Source organism: Bradyrhizobium genosp. SA-3, from assembly GCF_004212635.1.
GTDB lineage: Bacteria > Pseudomonadota > Alphaproteobacteria > Rhizobiales > Xanthobacteraceae > Bradyrhizobium.
In genome coordinates this window covers 33,433-51,501 of the sequence record NZ_PSRT01000037.1, presented here as the reverse complement: position 1 = coordinate 51,501, position 18,069 = coordinate 33,433, and the positions used below count along the sequence as shown (strand labels likewise).

The window sequence follows — 18,069 nt, the reverse complement described above, 5'->3', positions numbered from 1 at the left end:
GTCCTCCAGCTTGATCGAATTGGCCGTTCAGCGGTCGAGCTCGCGCTCGAGTGCTTTTGGATTGGCCGCAAGGCGCTGCCGGATTTCCTCGGCGACGTCTCCGACATACATCTCTTCAAGTCCACCCTTGAGCCCGGCGACGACCGCCTGCGCGACTGCGCGCGGCGCCACCTTTGGCGGCGGCACGGTCTGAAACCACTCGGTGTCGACTGGCCCCGTGAAGACGTTCATCAACTTGATGCCGCCGGGCCGGAGTTCGGCGCGAAGACAATGCGAGAGCGAGAGGCACGCGGCCTGCGAGGCCGAGTAAGCGCCAAAAGCGGGCCAGTTCGCCAACGCATGGACGGAGAGGATGTTAACCCAGGCGACGCTGTTGTTGATGCCATCCGCGCCCCGCATCCGCATGACGGGCCCGAAGGCCTGCGCGAGATTGATGAAGCCGAGATAGGCCTGGTCGATCTCGTCGCGTGCAATGCTGGCGCCCTTGCGGTCCAATAGGCCACCAGGCCTCACATACTCCGTCGTATTCACGAGGATGTCGACCTTGCCGCCGATGTCGGCGGCGAGATCGCCGGCCGACTTTTCATCGGCCGCGTCGAGGGTCACGAGCTCGATGCCGTCCTGCCCTCGCAACAGCTCTTCGCCGGCAAACGGCCGCCACCGCTCCGCGATGCCGACGAACACCGTCTTGGTCCCCGCGGCCTTCAACGCCAAGGCAGCTTCCCGGCCGATAGCGCTGCGGCCGTTGGTCACGAGCACGCGTCGAAACTTGGGATCGGCGGTCATTTCACGCCACTGCCTGTCGTCGGCCATGTTGGGGGTCTCCCCTTCGGGTCGGGCAAAGGCCACCGCCTGACCGCTCTTGTCGAGCTGGAACGACATGCGGATAGGGGCGCCTTCGATACAGTCGGCATGGAGATGCGCCACGATGGTCGGCCCGCAATCCATCTTGACGAGGCCGACGCGCCAGGGTGCCCGCTCGCGGAAATAGACGTCGCTCGGCACGCGCGCCGTGGTCTCGGCAAGCAGCAAGCCGCGAGCCGGCGCGTCGACGAAAGCGAGCGCGGCCGACAGGCATGAGGGGCACGCCTCTCGCGCCGGATAGGTGAAGGTGCCGCAGCCCTGGCAGCGCTGCAGCATGAAACGCCCTTCGGCGGCGGCGCGCGTGAAGCCGTGCGACGTCCTGCTGCGCGCGCGCGGCGGCGCGGTCGGCAGGCGCGTCCGCAGCAGCGGATTCTTGCGCCGTGGCGGTTCAATCGGATCGATCATCGCGAAGGCCCGGCAAAGATCGCGGCGCCGGAGGCAAGTCCGCGATCATAGTTGATCATACCGAAGCCCGAGGCCAGGCCGAGGTTTGCATCCCTGACCTGTGTCGGGCCCGCAACTCCCAAGACCTGCCGCAGTCCTTCGACGAGACCGAGATAGGCGCCGGCTGCTCCGGCCTGTCCGACCGAGAGCTGTCCGCCAGATGTGTTGTGCGGAAAGTCTCCGTCGATGGTGAGATCGTGCTGGCGCACGAACTCGGCTCCCTCGCCCTTCCCGCAGAAGCCGAGATCCTCGAACTGCATCATCGAGATGACGGGATAATCGTCGTAGGTCTGGACGATGTCCAGATCGTCGGGCCTGACGCCGGCCATCGCATAGAGCTCACCGACGTCCATCGCCCAACCGCCGCGAACCTGCATCGGATCATCGGCAAAGGCATTGTGACGCTCGATCGTCGACAGCAGCCTTGCCGCCGGTAGCCGCAGCGAGGCGGCCGTATCCTCTCGCATCACGAGGAAGGCCTCGGCGCCGGCGCAAGGCATCACACAGTCGAACAGATGAATGGGATCGGAGATGGGGCGCGCCGCCAAATACTGCTCGATCGACAATGGCGTCTTCATCAGCGCGTGCGGATTACGCAAGGCGTTGGCGCGTTGGGCGACCGCGATCCTGCCGACGTCCTCACGCGTGACTCCGAAACGCCGCATGTAGTTGCGTGCAATGAGAGCGAAGCTCGAATTCGCTCCGCCCGCACCGTAAGGATAGACCGCGTCCTGATTGAAGCGGGAGAAATTCTCGAGCGTCAGGCGGAAGGAATCGACGTGGTTGGTATCGCCGGCGATGCACGCCACGATGTCGGCATCGCGCGCCTGAACCGCGCGCGCCGCCTTTCGCATCGCCGCGATGGCGCTGGCGCCACCGAGCGGAATCGTATCAAGCCATCGCACGCAGAGCCCGAAATGCTGCGTCAGGCCGATGCCGCTGTCCGTGCCCATGGTGAAACTGGAGACGCACAGCCCGTCGATATCGGAGACCTTGAGGCCGGACTCGGTGACGAGCGAGCGCAAGGCGCGACCTATCCACCACTGCGCGCTTTCGATGGAGTAGCGCACATAGGGTATCGTGACGGGAGCTGCCATCACGATGCCGTCATAGGGTACGCGCAGCGAATTCGTCACCGGCCGCCTGTCCTGTCCATCCGCCTCAGATCACCGTCAGCTTCACATCGATATTGCCGCGAGTCGCGTTCGAATAGGGGCAGCGTTCGTGCGCGCCGGCAACGATGGCTTCCGCCACCGAAGTCTCGACACCGGGCAGCCTGACCTTCAGCTCGACGGCGAGCGCATAACCGACGGGCACGGGCCCCATCGCGACCTTCGCCGTCACCGAAGGCTCCGCGGCCGGCACGACCTTCTTGGTGCGCGCGACGAGCTTGACCGCACCAAGAAAGCACGCGGCATAGCCGGCCGCAAAGAGCTGCTCCGGGTTCGTGCCCTCGCCTCCGGGGCCACCCAGCGATTTCGGCAGCGACAGCGACACCGACAGCGATCCGTCGGAGCTCGCTGCCTTGCCGTCGCGGCCCCCCGTGGCCGTGACTTCGGTTTCGTACAGGATCTTCTCAGGCGTCATCATGTCGTCTTCCCCAAACGCTGCAGCGGGCTCTAACGTCGGTTGCGCGCGAGCATCGCGCGGAAATCGTCGCGCGCAAGCGCGCTGGCGCGCTTGAAGCTCGGCCCGCGACTCGGCTCGGTACCGTTGAGGCGCCTGAGCTGCACCCACATCTCAGCGCTCTTCAGCGCCACCGCGGCGCAGTTGACCACCGGCGCATGCCTAATCTTCAGACCGTGCTCTCGCCCGATCAGCAAGCCCGGCAGCACGCCGGCGGGGATCACGACATCGGCGCCGCGCTCGACGAGCGGCAGCGCGCAGGCGACGAAATCCTCGATCATGCGGGCGTGCGCGGCTTGATCGCCCGCGAAGACGTCTGCGAAATCCTCGGGCTTGCAGTCGAGGCCCGTCACGTGAACGACGCGATCGCCGAGGCCATAACGCTCAGCCTGCTCGTAGTGCCAGACCTCGAAGACGGTATCGAGCGTGACGAGGCCGAGCCGCCGACCAAGCTGCGAGGCGGCAAGCAGCGTCGCCTCACCGGTCCCGATCACGGGAATATCGAGCGTCGCGCGAAGCTCGTACAGACCGGGATCCTGGAAGTGCCCCATGACGAATGCATCGAAGCCTTGCTCCTCCGCCGCGATACCATTGTCGATCGCCTGGACGGCGCAACGCAGTTCAGCAAGTCGTCCGAACTCCCGATCCGGCGGCGAAACGCCCTCGACATGGACTGTCGTGCCCGGCGCGGCGATGTTGTTGAGATACTCGGACAGCAGCGCCATGTACGGCGCGTTCAGGCTCGCATCAACGAAGCTCTGCCAGAAGATGCGCATCGTCCTTCTCCTCGAGCGGGTATGGGAGGATCGGTCGCCGGACTGTCGATGCAAATATTTCAATCATAAACTAATTGGCGCGTCAAATGTGTGCGGCGCATCGAAGATTATGGTCCGAGGCGCCACGGCCGCCGTACCCATTGCGCGCGGACAGAAAGCGCGAGATTTGGCTGCCGGTGCCGGAATTGTATGCAACAGCATTTTTTTGAAGACAGCCGTCACATGCTGTTGACGCCTCCTCGGAATATACTTTAGGCTTTAAGTAATACTTCGCCGACCGGCGCTGGCGGCGTAACAATAGTGTTGCAGGGCACGTTCTTGAGAGACTCGATCGTGTGGACAGTCTTCGAACCTGAACGACGCGCGGCAGAGCGCGGCTGCGCTAACCGGCAGCGGCAAGCCCGGGCATGATTGCGCCGCCCGCAAGGCAAAGGTCTTTTCAGTCGCGCCGACATTCGGCGCTGCAGCATCGCTTTCGATCCATTCGTTCGAAGTTCGGGCTCGGGCCCGGCAGCATCCAGTCACTCACATCCCTATCGAAGCAGGAGAAGGCAATGCGCAAGATCGTGAGCTTACTTGCACTTGTGGCTGGAATTGTCGTCGCACCGGCCGCGCAGGCCGACATCACCATCGGATTTGTCACTTCGCTGAGCGGCAACGGCTCCTCGATCGGGATCCCCTACGGGCGCGGCATCAACGCCGCCTACGAATACAGGAAGTCGATCAATGGCGAGACCATTCGCCTGATCCAGCTCGACGACGGGTCCGATCCGTCGGCTGCGACGCGCAACGCGCGCAAGCTGGTGGAAGAAGAGAAGGTGGATCTGCTGATCGGCACCGCAACCGCGCCATCGACGATCGCCATGGCGGCAGTGGCGAGCGAATTGAAGGTGCCGATGATCGCGGTCTCGCCGATCGTCAAGCTGCCCGATACGCCTGAGCAGTGGGTGGTCTCGGTACCACAGCCGGCGTCGCTGCTCGTCAAGATCATCGCCGATCGCATGAAGCGCGATGGCAAGAAGAATATCGGCTATATCGGCTTCTCGGATGCATGGGGCGACCTCGTCTACAACGGCGCCAAGGCGGCCGAGGCGACCGACGACCTCAAGATCCAGACCAACGAGCGCTATGCCCGCACCGACACCTCGGTCACCGCGCAAATCCTCAAGGTAATGGCTGCGCGGCCCGATGCCGTGCTGATCGGAGGCTCCGGCACGCAAGGCGCACTCCCCCTTCTCAGCCTTGCCGAGCGTGGCTTCAAGGGCAACACCTACGGCACGGTGGCGCTGGTCAATCCGGACTTCGTCAACGTGGGCGGCAAGGCGGCGGACGGAATTCAAGTCTCGGCCGGGCCCGTGATCGTCGCCGAACAGCTGCCCGACGAGCACTTCGCCAAGAAGATCGCGCTGGATTTCCGCAGCGTCTACCAGAAGACCCACAACATTCCGACCACGGACGGTTTCTCGGCCTATTCCTTCGACGCCTGGCTGATCTTCGCTAACGCCGCCGAGCGGGCGCTCAAGACCGCGAAACCCGGCACGGTCGAATTCCGCGCTGCCCTGCGCGATGCGATCCTCAGCACCAAGGAGCTTCCGGGCGTACATGCCGTCTACAACTTCAAGCCGGGCGCCGTGACTGGCGTCGACGAGCGCTCCCTCGTCGTCGTTCGCCTCACCGGCGGCGCCTGGAAGTACGCGCCGTAAAGCAGGACCAAGGGGCGGCAATCAGAAGGGGGATAGCGTCTCAATGACGAGCGATATCGCGGCCATACTTGCGATCGACGGTATCGCCACCGGCGCGGTCTATGCGCTCGTGGCGATCGGAACCGTGCTCATATTCACCGTGACGCGGGTCATCTTCGTCCCCTTTGGCGACATCGCGGCGTTCACTGCGCTGACGCTGGCGGCCCTCGATGCGAAGCGCTTTCCGGGGACGGGCGCGCTGGTCGTGGTGCTGGCCTGCCTCGCAACCTTGATCGAGCTCGTGTCGTTGACGCGCTCCGGCGAGCTTCGTCTCGCCCCGCGCGCCCTGCTCTTCTATCTCGTACTCCCCTTGGCTGTGGTCGGCAGCGCCTGGCTTGCCATGCGCCTTGATCCGCCCCTCGCCGTCAGGCTCGTGCTGGCGCTGATGCTGATCACGCCGATCTCTCCGCTGCTCGACCGCATCGTTTTCCGCCCGATCGCCGACGGCACGGTGCTGCTGCTGCTGACGGTGTCCGTGGCCCTGCATTTTGCGCTGGTTGGACTGGGCCTGTTGTTCTTCGGCCCCGAAGGTGTCCGCACCGAACCGCTGACCTCGCTCTCGATGGAGCTCGCCGGCGTGCTGATCTCGGGTCAGACCATGCTGATCGTCAGCGCAGCGCTCGTGTTCAGTGGCCTACTCTATCTCTTCTTCGACTTCACGCTGGTCGGCAAATCCCTGCGCGCCACCGCCGTGAACCGGACCGGCTCGCGACTGATGGGAATACGACCGGCGCGCGCCGGCACGATCGCCTATCTCCTCGGCTCTCTCATGGCCGGCGTATCGGGCATCCTGATCGCGCCCGTCAACACGGTGTTCTACGATTCCGGCTTCCTGATCGGCCTCAAGGCGTTCGTCGGCGCCATCGTCGGCAGCATGACGAGCTATCCGGGCGCGGCGATCGGCGCCGTCGGCGTCGGCATCCTCGAAAGCTTCGCATCCTTCGAGAGCAGCGCACTGAAGGACGTCATCGTGTTCTCGCTGCTGATCCCGGTCCTGATCTGGCGATCGCTCGCATCGCTGCATTCCGAGGAGGAGATCGAGGAATGACGCGCCTTCACGTTCAGATCGCCGCTGGCGCCGCCGTCCTGTGCCTCGCTGCGGCTCCCTTCGTCCTCGGCCCGTTCAGCATCACCTTAATGAACTACATCGGCATCTATTCGCTGGTCGCCATCGGGCTCGCGCTCCTCACCGGCGTCGGCGGCATCGTGTCGTTCGGACAGGCGGCCTTCGTCGGGGTCGCGGCCTATGCGACGGCCTGGGTCTCGGCATTGAATGGCCATTCGCCCTGGCTCGGCCTGCTGTTCGGCGTGGCCTTGACCTGCGGCGTTGCGACCATTCTCGGCCTCGTCACCCTGCGGCTGCAGGGTCACTTCCTCTCGCTCAGCACCATGGCCTGGGGACTGGCGATCGGCTTCCTGTTCGGCAATGTCGAGGGGCTCGGCCGGTTCAACGGCATCTCGTCAATCCCGCCGATCAGCTTCGGATCGTTCGCCCTCGTCTCCAGCGCGCAGATCTATTTCCTGATCTGGGGCATCGTGACCGCCATCCTTTTCCTCGGCTACAACCTGCTGGACTCCCGGCTTGGCCGCGCCATGCGCGCGCTGCGCGGCGGCAACACGCTGGTCGAAAGCCTCGGCATCAACGCGTTCCGGATCAAGCTCGTGACTTTCGTGATCGCGGCCTTCCTGGCCTCGCTGTCGGGATGGCTGTACGCCCACATGAGCCGTTTCATCAGCCCCGGCCCGTTCGATGCCGGCATGGGCATCGAATATCTGATGATGTCGATGGTCGGAGGTGCCGGCAGCCTTCTCGGTGGCGTCGTCGGCGCCGCCATCGTGACGCTGCTGAAGAACAGCGTGCAGGACTATCTGCCCTTGATCGCCAAGGGTGCCTCCGGGCAGCTCGAGATCGTCGCCTTCTCGGCGCTGTTCATCCTGTTCCTGCAATGGGCGCGACAGGGCATCGTGCCGTTCATCGCGCGCTACCTGCCGAAACTGCAGCACAAGCGGCCGCAACCGGCATCGCCCCTGCCCCGCCGTTCGCAACCGAAGCCCGGTGAGCTGCTCTTGAAGGTGGACGGCGCCGAGCGCCGGTTCGGCGGCCTGGTCGCCGTCAACAATGTCAGCTTCGAAGTACGGTCGGGTGAAATCCTCGCCGTGATCGGTCCGAACGGAGCCGGCAAGAGCACGATGTTCAATTGCCTGACCGGCGCGCTGCGGGTCAACAAGGGCGAGATCGTCTTTGCCGGACGCCCGATCACACGAGACGAGCAGTCCCGTATCGCCAAGGCCGGAATCGCGCGCACGTTCCAGCACGTCAAGCTGCGGCCGCGCATGAGCCTTTTGGAGAACGTGATGCTCGGCACCTATGGCCGCACCGGCGCGGGTCTGCTCGCCGGCGCCTTCCGGCTCAATCGGCGCGAGGAAGCGAGCGCGCGTCATGAGGCGCTGATGCAGCTCGAACGCGTCGGTCTCGGCGAGAAGCCGTTCGAACTCGCCGGCAACCTGCCGCTCGGGAATCAGCGCATCCTGGAGATCGCGCGCGCGCTTGCCGCAGACCCGACCCTCTTGGTGCTGGACGAGCCCGCAGCAGGCCTGCGCCGCCAGGAGAAGCTCAGGCTGGCCGAGCTGCTGCGCTCGCTCCGGGCGGATCATCTCACCATCCTGATCGTCGAGCACGACATGGAGTTCGTGATGTCGCTGGTCGACCGCATCGTCGTGCTGGATTTCGGCTCGAAGCTCTGCGAGGGTGCGCCGGCTGCAATCCGCAGCGACGCGCGGGTGCAAGAGGCATATCTCGGAGGCGTCGCGTGAGCTCGATGTTTTCCCTGTCGGACGTCACGGTCTGCTATGACAATGTCGAAGCGGTCCGCAACGTCTCCCTCTCGGTCGAGGAAGGGCAAATCGTCACCGTCATCGGCCCGAACGGCGCCGGCAAGACCACGCTGCTGATGGCCGCGATCGGACTGCTCTCCTCGAGAGGCCGCATGGTCTTTCAGGGCAGCGACATCGGCAGGATGTCGGTCGAGGATCGCGTCGAACGCAGATTGTGCCTGGTGCCCGAGAAGCGCGAGCTGTTCTCCGACATGTCGGTTGCCGACAATCTCCTGCTGGGCTCCTACAGCCTGCGCGACCGCACCGGTGTCCAGAAGACGCTCGATGAGGTCTATGACCGCTTCCCCCGGCTGAAGGAGCGGCAGCGCCAGGCCGCCGGCACGCTCTCCGGCGGCGAGCGCCAGATGCTCGCGCTCGGACGCGCGCTGATGGCGAGGCCCAAGCTGCTCATGCTGGACGAGCCGAGCCTCGGCCTTGCGCCCCTGATCGTGCGCGAGATCTTCCGCACCATCGCATCGCTCCGCGATCTCGGCGTGTCGATCCTGCTGGTCGAGCAGAACGCGCGCGCCGCGCTGGAGACGGCCGATTACGGCTACGTTCTGGAGACCGGAGAGATCGTGCAGTCAGGACCCGCCAAGGATCTCATCCACGATCCCCGGTTGATCACGGCCTATCTCGGCGGACATTAGCGACGGCCGCGATCAGGCGCGGCGGAGCTCTGGGGGGCCGCACCACAAAAAGTCGAAAAACAACCCCATGCACAGTAGCCCGTGATCACGATATCAATGGCTTAGCGGACCGACGCCATAGCTTCTGATTTTTCGAATATGAAGTTGACGCGTCGGGCAAAACAGTGGCATAGTGTCATCATCGCATGGCCTTGCGATAGTCTTCAACCGACCCACTCTCGGATCTCTCGGGTAACCGTTAAGCGCATCACCGACGATCTTTGGGGTAAGCTAGGCAACTAACCACAGACCGACGGCGCAGCCGCTCTCTCTCTCTCTGCCGAAGCATCTTATCAAAAATGGGCCGTGGCCTTGTATGCGATGGCAGCTCGCATTCCGGTTGCTGATTCAGTGAGGCGTGTGACCCAAGCAGCTCACCCGGCATGTCCGCTCATGCGGGATGATGCGGACTTGATTTGCTCAAACAGAGTTCTTCCGGGTATGACCAAAGCTGCCCTCACAACGAGGGCAGCGTGCGGCCGAGGGTAGCTGCAATTTCTTTCTCATCTGCAGGCGCCTGCGCGGGCTCAACTCACAGGCTGCGCCTCAGGGAATTTCCATGTGCCATCGAGGATTTCGGGTCGCGGGCGAAACATACGCACGGTGTAATTCCAGCCGTTCGTGATTGGGATGCAGTTCGGAATTTCACCGTCGCACCCACCGAACTGGATGGTGACCGAGCCGTCCTGGGCTTTTTTCGCTGTGATGCTGTTCACCGAATAGACGTTCGCTGGATTGGCCTCTAGAAATCCTTCGCCGTCGTAGACGGTGAGCGACCAAAAACCGTCAACAGGGATGTCCCTGACCGTGAGCTTGTAGATGGTGCTGCCGTCGTTGCGGGCTGGCATGATCGGAAGATAGAGCGCGTCCTTTTCGGGATTGCCACCCCACAACATTGCACTTCCGATCAGGTGCTTGACCGGATCGACTTGACGCTCGTTGGCGCCAAACATGCGCCGCGTGTCGGAGACCGCGGTTCCAAGCTGCAAGAGCGCTGCTTTCACCTTTCTGAGGCTTGCCTGATCCCAATTGGGGACTTCGAACGTGCCGGGGCGCTCTTGACTGGACCTAATCGCATCCTGCAAGGCATGCACTTGCTGGATCTCTTCCTTGTTCGAGAAATCGACGAGGAAACGGATGACGGCGATGGCATAGCGCGTGCCGACCATCTCTCGCGTGAGGGTGCGCGTGCCGGCCCCATAGTACGTCGCGGCGGTGTATTGATCCTCATTGACGACCTGCATCCCCATGAAGCGCTTGGCGCCATCCGGCAACGTAATCGTCACCGGTGCGGCATCGAAGTCGAATATCGCAAAAGAGTACAACGTATCGCGGTTCGGACGGACAATCCCCTGCTTGACGGGCTGAGCGAGCTCGCGGCCATGGCCGAATTTTCCGAAACCGCCATTCTTGACCACGTCGGCGAAATACACGTCGGTTTGGGCGCGATTGTAGTTCTCGACCGTGACGGTCTGAGTTGGCGCCGTTGATGTTTGTGCGGAAGCTATCGAACTCGCTAATGCTAATGACATGGCTGCCAAGATGCTCGTTTGGGTCTTCGTCATGGGTCTTTCCAAGTGAGGTCCTTTTGCGAGCCCACGTAGACCAACCAAATACGAAAATGAACTATCGTTATTGACAACGAGCCTCTCAATTCTGGTAGGCTTTGTCGCATGGATCTGAATGCCACGCGAATGTTTGTTGCGGTCGTCCAGGCAGGCAGTCTCTCAGCGGCGGCCAGCCGCCTCGGGATTCCCCTTCCGACCTTGAGCCGTCGAATACGAGAGCTGGAACAGCAACTGAAGGTGCAGTTGCTGGAGCGTTCGGCACGAGGCGCGAAACTTACAGATGCCGGAACGAGGCTGTACGACCATGCCGGCCGCGGCATCGAAGCGCTGCTGGAGGCCGAGCAGGCCGTTGTGAGTGACCAAGCGCGCCTAAAGGGACGCTTACGGTTGTCGCTGCCTCAGACATTTGAGCCATGGTGGGACCTGCTGGCCGCTTTCCAGCGCCGCTACCCGGACATCCAAGTCCACGTCTACACGACCGAACGTCGAGTGGATCTGATCGAGGACGGCATCGATGTCGCCCTTCGTGTCGGCGCGATCGTTCACGAGGCCATGGTGGCGCGACACGTTCTGTCCTATCGGCACATTCTCGTGGCAAGTCCACAGCTGCTCGAGCGCTTCGGCATGCCGGCGCAGCCCGATGCACTTCATCGCTTCCCGTGTGCAGTGTGGACGTCTAGCATCGATGTTCCAGCTCGATGGGAATTGGGCGAGCACTTGGTCGTGCCCAAGGCCGTCCTGTCCACAAATGACTACCATCACCTGCGCAGCCGCGCACTCGGTGGCGACGTGGTGACGGAGCTGCCACCCTTCTTGGCGGCCACGTACATCCGAAATAACCGCTTAGTGCAATTGCTGCCGCAGCATCCGTTGCCAGAGCAGCCCATCTGCCTCCTCTATCCGTCTCACCGCCACCCATCCACGATCGTCCGGACGTACTTAGACTTCTGCCAGAGCCATCTCCGGCAAATCGTTCAGACGTGTGAAACCTGATCGGCGAAAGGTAACGTCGGCTCTTGGCCCCAACACTGACTCTGTCGACCGTGGGCGTCACGGTGGCAGTGGGAGGCAAAGCGGACCTCCACGGACCGGGGGAGATTTATCTCGAAAAACGAGACCGGCCGCCAGACGACCCGCCTCGTCAGGCACTAGCCCGGAGCTATGGAATCATCGGGATCGGGATTGGCCTTGACCGCAGCGTCCAACTTTCTGGCCATCTGCCGAAACCTTTTGGCTAGCCGAGCGAAACGTTCGCGCTTGGCGGGATCAGCGGCAAGCTTGCTGAGCAGCGTGCAATCCTCGGCGTCCGTCAAAAGCTTTTCCAGCTTATCGGCGGCATCCATGGGGTGCTCAGCCTGGGCGGTTGGTCCGAAAACAGCGATTAGCCGATCTAGCAACCACAATTCCACGCCATGCTCATGCGGCAAGCACTGCGCGCGTTCTTTAGCTGCCTCATCGTCGGCGCATTCCAGGTCGATCCGGCTGGCCACATGGCCGGTCTTGTCCAAGAGGTATGCGCGATAGGTTGCCATGAAGGCGTCCCCAGCCCGTGAAACTTACCACTTTTTCCCGACTGCAGGGGAACTTAAATTTGCGACGAAGCACGTAAGCACAGCATCAAAACTCCAGGCCATCGCAGGATGTTTCCCGTTCTTGACCTTAATCAGCGGCCGCCGACACAAGGGCCCTCGCGGTGATGAGATACCAATCCCTGGAGGTTGCAGGCGGCGCAAAAAAAGGTTCTGACCGATCTCCGCGCTCAAAGGGGTGACGAAGAGGCCATTCCGGCGGCGGGGCCAGCAGGCGTTCTAGAGTCGTCTTGCGCAGGTGCAGTGGCAGCTTGCGTAGATCGTCGCCACCATCTGCCAGAATGGGACCGTGGTGCCCTTGGTCGGCAGATAAAACTCGAAGGTACGGCGCATGGCGCCAAGATAGGACGCCCATTGCAGACCTCCGGCGCGCCGATCAAGATGATGGACTTTTCCAGCTCTAGCAGGGCGCTCGATGGCACTCGCAATCAATCTTCGGGCCGATAACGCTTCCGCTTACGAAATCGAACGGCTATGGGACCAAGTTGCCGCCTTTGAGGACAAGCCGTCGATGCGTACCTTGGCGTACCGACCACATCTGACATTCGCGATCTATGACTCACCCGCAATTGAAGAGAAGACGGCGTGGAAAGCAATGCTGTCCGCGAGCGCAGGCGGAGTGCAATTGCCTATCGCCTTCAGACGAATTAGGTGGTTCGTAGGCTCACCACTTGTACTGTGGGCTGAGCCCGAAGCAAACGAGATCATTGGAAGGTGGCACGCTTCAATCAGCGCCACCATCGACCCGGCCCATTGTCGGCCACATTATCGGCCAGGCGCCTGGACCCCGCATTGTACACTCGGCACACGTATCGCCGATGCAAAGACCAAGGACGCCATTGCCTTCGCGACGTCCTTCGACCGACGTATCGAAGTGATTTTCGATGTGGTGGATTGCGTCGTCTTCCCACCCTTACGGGTCATTGCGCAACGGGAGCTGCCGAAGGGTGTTCCCTAGGTTCGTCGCCTTTGCCATCGTTCCTCGTTTAACTGACGCCGCGTTGGGAGACGGTCTCTTTCATTCAAACCCAAGCTTCTATGTCGGGTTGTGGCCCTTCTGAGAAGTCAGCGACCAACAGAACGCTCGCTTCGCGCCGACAGCCGACACTCCCCGCTCTGACAAGCGAGCGAACTCGCCGATCGCGTTGCGCTGCTGCGGCCGGTATGATCGAAGGACTATCGCGTCCGTAGCCGAGGATGCGTTTGAGGCCGGCTCCCGCCTGCGCAGCGCCCGCTCATGAAAAGCGACGTGGATCACGCCTGTTCCGATGGCAGACTAAACTGAAACACGGCCCCCCGCGGTTCATTCGCACGGGTCCAAAGTCGTCCTCCGTGCGCCTCGATGATCGTTTGGCAGATCGACAAGCCCATGCCGGTCCCGTCCGGCTTGGTGGTGTAGAAGGGCTCGAACAGGCGGTCAACCATTGCCACGTCAAATCCGGGACCGTTATCCCGCACGGCGACAACAACGAGACTTGAGGCATCCGCAGCCGTGCTGATCCGCAGCTCCCGTCCTGCGACGTCGAGGCAGTTCATTGCCTCGATCGCGTTGAGGATCAAATTGAGAACAACCTGTTGCAGCTGGACGCGATAGCCCTTCACGAGCGGCAAGCCCGGAGCGAGGTCGGTCTGGATCAAGACATCATGTTTGAGCAGCTCGCTCCGGACTATGGTGATCACGTCCAGGATTGCACCATTGACGTCGACGCTCTCCTTCGGCGCCGGAGTTTTCTTGATCAGGGAACGGATCCAACCGATGATCTCGCTGCCTCGCTTGGCTTCTGCGACAATGGATGCGAGCGCCTGCCGTGCCTTTTCGAAATTCGGAGATTGAGTTCCTAGCCAGTTCAGTGCGGCTTCTGCGTTGCAGAGCATCGCGGTGATTGGTTGGCTTAATTCGTGTGTCACCGAAGCCGTGACCTGGCCCATTGCCGCCGCGCGATTGGCGCGTGTTAGTTCAGCCTGCATCTCGCGGAGCGTCTCGGCGGTTCGCTTGCGTTCGGTGACGTCGCGGCTCAGACAAATGATCCGTGACCGGCCGCCTTCGCAGAATTCCCGCATACGGACTTCGACGGGAAACACAGTGCCGTCCTTTCGGCAATAGCGACTCTCGAGCGTAACGATGCCGCCGGCCTTGAGGCGCTCGCGGTTGATACGCCAGGTCGCTTCATCCATCTCCAGCTCGAAGAAGGACGCAGTTGCCCCAACCAGTTCGTCCCGGCTGTAGCCGAGGCTTTCGCAGGCATTTCGATTCACATCGAGAACGCGACCGTCTTCACTGTAGAGCATGAACGTATCGGTCGCGTGGTCCACGAGGGTACGGAAACGGGCCTCGCTATCGATCAGCGCCTGTTCGGCGCGCTTGCGCTCCGTGATGTGGCGCCCCACACCGCGGTAGCCCATGAAGTGCCCCGTCTCGTCAAAGATGGGCAGCCCAGAGACGGAAACATAGCGCTTGCCGCCGTCCGGCGTCGGCCGCGCGAGCTCGAAATCGCGAAAAGGGAGGCGGGCATCGAGTATCTCCCGGTGCTTGCGCCAGGCCTCTGCATTAGGCTCCAGATAGGGGACCTCCCATCGTGTCCTGCCGATCTCGGAGACCGGCGGTTCGGGAAGTGTCTCAGCGAACTCCTGGCAGATGAAGCGATGCTGCGCGTCAGTTTCCCAGTACACGTCAAAGGAGAATTGCACCAAGGTGCGAAAGCGCTCCTCGCTCTCGCGCAGCGCCTCCTCGGGGCGCTTGCGCTCATTCGAATCGAGCGCGACCGACGGCACTTGAATCGGAAGTTGCATAATCACCTCTTGCTCACGAGCGATGGATCAATCGACGCATTTCTCGTAACGGGTTGCGGGCGCCGGGTTGCGGGCCTGTCTCTCGTCCCCAGAGTCGCAAATAGCGCCGGCGATCGCTAACGATGCACGGCGGTCGAACCTGGCCTCGCAGCGGCCAATGATCGATCAGGATTATGCCTCGTGACGACTATACTCACGTATACATGGCCTCTCTATAACCATATTGCTGTGACGATCCCGACCCGACAACGCGAGCTGAACTCCGGTTCCATCAACGCATGCGTGAATGCGCGGTTTTCCGCCGCCTCTGGTAGTCAACCGGACATGGTGAGTGCGCGGCCCTAGTCCCGATTTTACTGTTCGAGCGCACTGGCCGAACTGATCCCGAGGCAAAGCGTTTTGCGGTCGTTTTCAAGGCCTTTTTTCTAAACGGGAGTTTGCTGTCGCAACGCCATAGGCTTGATCTTGGAGCCTACCTTAGAGAGACATTGCCACGGGGTTCAAACATATTGGGGGCTACCTCATGGCTTGGCTCATCCTGCTCGCTGCTGGGCTGTGCGAAATCGCCTGGGCAATCGGCCTCAAATACACGGAAGGCTTCTCGCGCTTCTTGCCAACAATCGGCACAGTGTCGCGATGGCGGCCAGTATTGGACTCCTTGGGCTCGCCCTTAAGTCGCTTCCGGTGGGTACGGCGCCCGCAATGTTATTTAGGCTCGCTCATATCGGGTTCATTCTCCTGGGCATCATCGGACTGAAAATCACCTCTTGACCATGCGGGCGCGATCGGGACCTGAGGGACGGTCGGCGCTCAAAAATAGTTTTGCAACGTGCCGCACCGCCGGATGTCGAGGGTGGCGCAATGGAAGGCTCCGCCAAATGCGGCATAGTGCAAGAACTCGCAGGGAATGGGCTCGAATCCCCAATTCTCCAACGCACGCATCGTTGCGGTATGATGCGGATCAGCGATGACTCGCTTCTCGTCCACCATCAACACGTTCATGTTGAGCCATTTCCCACATAACGAGGTAATCCTGAGCATAGGATCGGTTATCGGCTCGGGCTCCGGGGCCACGAGGATGTCCCATTTTTTCAAGATGGCCGGAAGATGGTCGGCGTCGATGTATTCGGGATTGATAAGAATCTTGCCGGGGCCAAGCGGCAAAATGGTGGTATCGATGTGCATCGGACTGGGACAGCGGCTCTTGATTTCATGAATGCGATAACCGTCGCCAAGATGCCGGCGCAGCCATTCAATACCGGACGCATTGGTTACGTTGCTGCGGGTCACGAACAGGTCGCGCCCGCAGCGAAAGAAATCGGCGGCGTCAAAGACCGGTTCAAATTCGGTGAGTATGTATGAAATCGGCTCGCCTTTCCCCGGCACGTGAAACTCTGGATCGAACAGCTCGTTCGTCAGCTGCGGCCTGGGCGCGGCAGTCCAGCGCGCGCCACGTCGGAAATAGTCCTTCAGGATCGGACGATAGGAGTGCGTTTCGAAGTAGCGACATGGCCAAACCATCGGCGTTTCAATGATCTCCCCGCCAATCACAAGCATGCTGTCGCGCGGACAGGAATTGCAGAAGCCCTGCGAGGACCATTCCGGCGTGCCGAAGCGCTTCTTGTGGTCGACCGCTTCCGGCCGCTTTACGACGATGCCCAGCGATTGTAGCAGAGCGACAAAATCGTCAAGCTCGCGCTGCGCGGGTTCAATCATGATCTTTGGGTAATGGAAGCCTGCGAACAGCGACTGGGCCCGCGCAGCCATGCCCGGAATGTTGCAGGTGACAACCGGATGGTCGGAGGGGATTACCGCGCCCTCGAGCCGTCCGACTATCACTTCCTCTAGCGGGTCCCACTCGTTGTGTGAGTTCACCGGAGCAGCTCGGCTCGCTGGGTCGGCATCCGCACTGTCAGCGCGCGTGACCATGTCCATGCATCAGGCCCTCGTGCGCTACAACAGCCGCTGGCCCTAGAGGTTCCGAAGATCGCACCACCGTGTGCCGGTCAACGGCAGAATCCCGGGTGTCGCCTATGGCCCGTAGCTGACTTATTCCTTGCCTGAGCTAGGACCGCCTTTGAACCCCAAGCCGAATAACGCTGAAGCTATTGTGATATCGGCTGTCGACGGTAAACGGGAGCGGAGCCGCGGTTACCTCGACAGCCGCTGGTGACCGAACCGAGACATCGGCGCGGAGCTTCTGTCCCGCGTCTTGCGATTAGGAAGACGGCGGCTCTTCGCGCGCCCCGGATGCCTCGTCATGGATCGTGACACCCGCCGACCGCAACCCGGTCAGCAGTACAGTTCTTACAAAGGCAGGATCGAATCCAATATCCTTGGCGTTTGGTGGATGTGCCTCGCTGCCCTTCAATCGGAGCGCCAAGTGCAATTGCTCGCAAAGGTGCTGAACGACAAGATTGACCTGATCGTCAGTCATGATCTGCTTTTCCTGCTACCATTTTGCTACCCAACTAGATAGCACACATGGAAATTGGGCGGTACGTCGATTGGACGGCCCAAGGATCACCCCCACGAGACTGCCCATGGCCGGGCTCCAAAATCGTCCGCCGATCGGCGCAGACCGGAAGCGGCGATTAGAACGATGCTTTTGACCCAGAGCGGGCCTTTGACAGAGAGCCTACCTTCTGCGGGTTACGGCACATGGCCCAAGCTACGGCTCATGGCTCTCGATCTTGCAATTATCTTCGAGATCGACGCCGCACTGCCCCCAGACGTGGGACTCTTGAACGTTTGCCTTTGGTTCTTTCCAAGGCCTCTTGCACCCGAGTGCTAAGGCTTCGAAGCTCCGCAAGCTGAGAATTGAGCGACCAGACACGTTGATGCAGAATGACCATACGGTCGCAGACCCGATCACGACTACTCATTTACGAGCCCCTGGAACTGCAATTGCCAAAAAAAACGCCGACGTTGGGCTAGGAAATAAAAAAGGGACATTCAGGCTAACGGTAGCATCGTTTCACGTACAAGATGTGAAGCGGTACACACACGGCAGAAAATGTATTCCACGCTCGGATACCGACCGATATGGCCCTTTCTTCTGCCAAGTGTTCAATTCGCATGGGGGATGAGATGGATCGACATCCCAC

Annotated in this window: 15 protein-coding genes and 1 pseudogene; 7 read left to right on the top strand and 9 right to left on the bottom strand. The window is 61.6% G+C overall.

The annotated features are described in order from the left end of the window. Positions 1-27 precede the first annotated feature (27 nt). Genes CWO91_RS15145 through CWO91_RS15130 form a run of 4 tightly spaced genes read right to left on the bottom strand, consistent with a single transcriptional unit; the run spans position 28 to position 3,710 of the window. Positions 28-1,269: an SDR family NAD(P)-dependent oxidoreductase gene (locus tag CWO91_RS15145; protein WP_130214150.1), complete on the bottom strand. Its 1,242-nt coding sequence runs from the start codon at positions 1,267-1,269 to the stop codon at positions 28-30. Next, positions 1,266-2,444, bottom strand: a complete 1,179-nt coding sequence (locus tag CWO91_RS15140) for a thiolase family protein (RefSeq protein ID WP_130214149.1) — start codon at positions 2,442-2,444, stop codon at positions 1,266-1,268. The genes CWO91_RS15145 and CWO91_RS15140 overlap by 4 nt, the downstream gene beginning before the upstream one ends. A gap of 25 nt (positions 2,445-2,469) precedes the next feature. After that, positions 2,470-2,898 carry an organic hydroperoxide resistance protein gene (locus tag CWO91_RS15135; RefSeq protein ID WP_130214148.1) on the bottom strand — a complete coding sequence of 143 codons (429 nt, stop codon included), beginning with the start codon at positions 2,896-2,898 and terminating at the stop codon, positions 2,470-2,472. A 29-nt stretch (positions 2,899-2,927) separates the two neighbouring features. Then, positions 2,928-3,710, bottom strand: coding sequence for an aspartate/glutamate racemase family protein (locus CWO91_RS15130; RefSeq protein ID WP_130214147.1), 783 nt, complete (start codon positions 3,708-3,710; stop codon positions 2,928-2,930). A gap of 554 nt (positions 3,711-4,264) precedes the next feature. Between CWO91_RS15130 and CWO91_RS15125 the strand changes: the two genes are divergently transcribed. From CWO91_RS15125 to CWO91_RS15110, 4 genes are read left to right on the top strand one after another with little or no spacing between them, the layout of a single operon-like run. Beyond that, positions 4,265-5,413, top strand: coding sequence for an ABC transporter substrate-binding protein (locus CWO91_RS15125; RefSeq protein WP_130214146.1), 1,149 nt, complete (start codon positions 4,265-4,267; stop codon positions 5,411-5,413). Between the two features lie 43 nt (positions 5,414-5,456). Beyond that, positions 5,457-6,500, top strand: coding sequence for a branched-chain amino acid ABC transporter permease (locus CWO91_RS15120; protein WP_130214145.1), 1,044 nt, complete (start codon positions 5,457-5,459; stop codon positions 6,498-6,500). Further along, positions 6,497-8,266: a branched-chain amino acid ABC transporter ATP-binding protein/permease gene (locus tag CWO91_RS15115; protein WP_130214144.1), complete on the top strand. Its 1,770-nt coding sequence runs from the start codon at positions 6,497-6,499 to the stop codon at positions 8,264-8,266. The genes CWO91_RS15120 and CWO91_RS15115 overlap by 4 nt, the downstream gene beginning before the upstream one ends. Continuing rightward, positions 8,263-8,976 carry an ABC transporter ATP-binding protein gene (locus tag CWO91_RS15110; protein WP_130214143.1) on the top strand — a complete coding sequence of 238 codons (714 nt, stop codon included), beginning with the start codon at positions 8,263-8,265 and terminating at the stop codon, positions 8,974-8,976. The genes CWO91_RS15115 and CWO91_RS15110 overlap by 4 nt, the downstream gene beginning before the upstream one ends. A gap of 566 nt (positions 8,977-9,542) precedes the next feature. Here CWO91_RS15110 and CWO91_RS15105 read toward each other — a convergent pair. Next, positions 9,543-10,580 carry a DUF1214 domain-containing protein gene (locus tag CWO91_RS15105; RefSeq protein ID WP_130214142.1) on the bottom strand — a complete coding sequence of 346 codons (1,038 nt, stop codon included), beginning with the start codon at positions 10,578-10,580 and terminating at the stop codon, positions 9,543-9,545. A 108-nt stretch (positions 10,581-10,688) separates the two neighbouring features. Between CWO91_RS15105 and CWO91_RS15100 the strand changes: the two genes are divergently transcribed. Further along, complete coding sequence (locus CWO91_RS15100; RefSeq protein WP_130214141.1) at positions 10,689-11,576, top strand: LysR family transcriptional regulator; 888 nt, start codon at positions 10,689-10,691, stop codon at positions 11,574-11,576. A 155-nt stretch (positions 11,577-11,731) separates the two neighbouring features. Here CWO91_RS15100 and CWO91_RS44265 read toward each other — a convergent pair whose 3' ends face one another. Further along, a complete protein-coding gene (locus CWO91_RS44265) occupies positions 11,732-12,115 on the bottom strand; it encodes a hypothetical protein (protein WP_245471257.1) in 384 nt (127 codons plus the stop codon). A gap of 472 nt (positions 12,116-12,587) precedes the next feature. Here CWO91_RS44265 and CWO91_RS15090 point away from each other — a divergent pair, with 472 nt between their 5' ends. Further along, positions 12,588-13,130 (top strand): 2'-5' RNA ligase family protein, encoded by a 543-nt coding sequence (locus CWO91_RS15090; RefSeq protein ID WP_130214140.1) that lies wholly within the window; start codon positions 12,588-12,590, stop codon positions 13,128-13,130. 296 nt (positions 13,131-13,426) lie between these two features. On the opposite strand, the gene CWO91_RS15085 is transcribed toward CWO91_RS15090, so the two are convergent. Then, positions 13,427-14,962 (bottom strand): PAS domain-containing sensor histidine kinase, encoded by a 1,536-nt coding sequence (locus CWO91_RS15085; protein WP_130214139.1) that lies wholly within the window; start codon positions 14,960-14,962, stop codon positions 13,427-13,429. A gap of 523 nt (positions 14,963-15,485) precedes the next feature. Between CWO91_RS15085 and CWO91_RS15080 the strand changes: the two are divergent. Further along, a pseudogene (locus tag CWO91_RS15080) lies at positions 15,486-15,733 on the top strand (SMR family transporter). 39 nt (positions 15,734-15,772) lie between these two features. On the opposite strand, the gene CWO91_RS15075 reads toward CWO91_RS15080, so the two are convergent. After that, complete coding sequence (locus CWO91_RS15075) at positions 15,773-16,897, bottom strand: amidinotransferase (protein ID WP_208753025.1); 1,125 nt, start codon at positions 16,895-16,897, stop codon at positions 15,773-15,775. A gap of 283 nt (positions 16,898-17,180) precedes the next feature. After that, positions 17,181-17,399 (bottom strand): hypothetical protein, encoded by a 219-nt coding sequence (locus tag CWO91_RS15070; RefSeq protein ID WP_130214138.1) that lies wholly within the window; start codon positions 17,397-17,399, stop codon positions 17,181-17,183. Between the last annotated feature and the right edge of the window lie 670 nt (positions 17,400-18,069).

Excerpts from the sequence above, each read along its gene's own strand:
- CWO91_RS15115 (WP_130214144.1), top strand. The coding sequence starts at position 6,497 with ATGACGCGCCTTCACGTTCAGATCGCCGCTGGCGCCGCCGTCCTGTGC.
- CWO91_RS44265 (WP_245471257.1), bottom strand. The coding sequence starts at position 12,115 with ATGGCAACCTATCGCGCATACCTCTTGGACAAGACCGGCCATGTGGCC.
- CWO91_RS15070 (WP_130214138.1), bottom strand. The coding sequence starts at position 17,399 with ATGACTGACGATCAGGTCAATCTTGTCGTTCAGCACCTTTGCGAGCAA.
- CWO91_RS15135 (WP_130214148.1), bottom strand. The coding sequence starts at position 2,898 with ATGATGACGCCTGAGAAGATCCTGTACGAAACCGAAGTCACGGCCACG.
- CWO91_RS15100 (WP_130214141.1), top strand. The coding sequence starts at position 10,689 with ATGGATCTGAATGCCACGCGAATGTTTGTTGCGGTCGTCCAGGCAGGC.
- CWO91_RS15120 (WP_130214145.1), top strand. The coding sequence starts at position 5,457 with ATGACGAGCGATATCGCGGCCATACTTGCGATCGACGGTATCGCCACC.
- CWO91_RS15105 (WP_130214142.1), bottom strand. The coding sequence starts at position 10,580 with ATGACGAAGACCCAAACGAGCATCTTGGCAGCCATGTCATTAGCATTA.
- CWO91_RS15085 (WP_130214139.1), bottom strand. The coding sequence starts at position 14,962 with ATGCAACTTCCGATTCAAGTGCCGTCGGTCGCGCTCGATTCGAATGAG.
- CWO91_RS15125 (WP_130214146.1), top strand. The coding sequence starts at position 4,265 with ATGCGCAAGATCGTGAGCTTACTTGCACTTGTGGCTGGAATTGTCGTC.
- CWO91_RS15090 (WP_130214140.1), top strand. The coding sequence starts at position 12,588 with ATGGCACTCGCAATCAATCTTCGGGCCGATAACGCTTCCGCTTACGAA.
- CWO91_RS15130 (WP_130214147.1), bottom strand. The coding sequence starts at position 3,710 with ATGCGCATCTTCTGGCAGAGCTTCGTTGATGCGAGCCTGAACGCGCCG.
- CWO91_RS15145 (WP_130214150.1), bottom strand. The coding sequence starts at position 1,269 with ATGATCGATCCGATTGAACCGCCACGGCGCAAGAATCCGCTGCTGCGG.
- CWO91_RS15075 (WP_208753025.1), bottom strand. The coding sequence starts at position 16,897 with ATGGACATGGTCACGCGCGCTGACAGTGCGGATGCCGACCCAGCGAGC.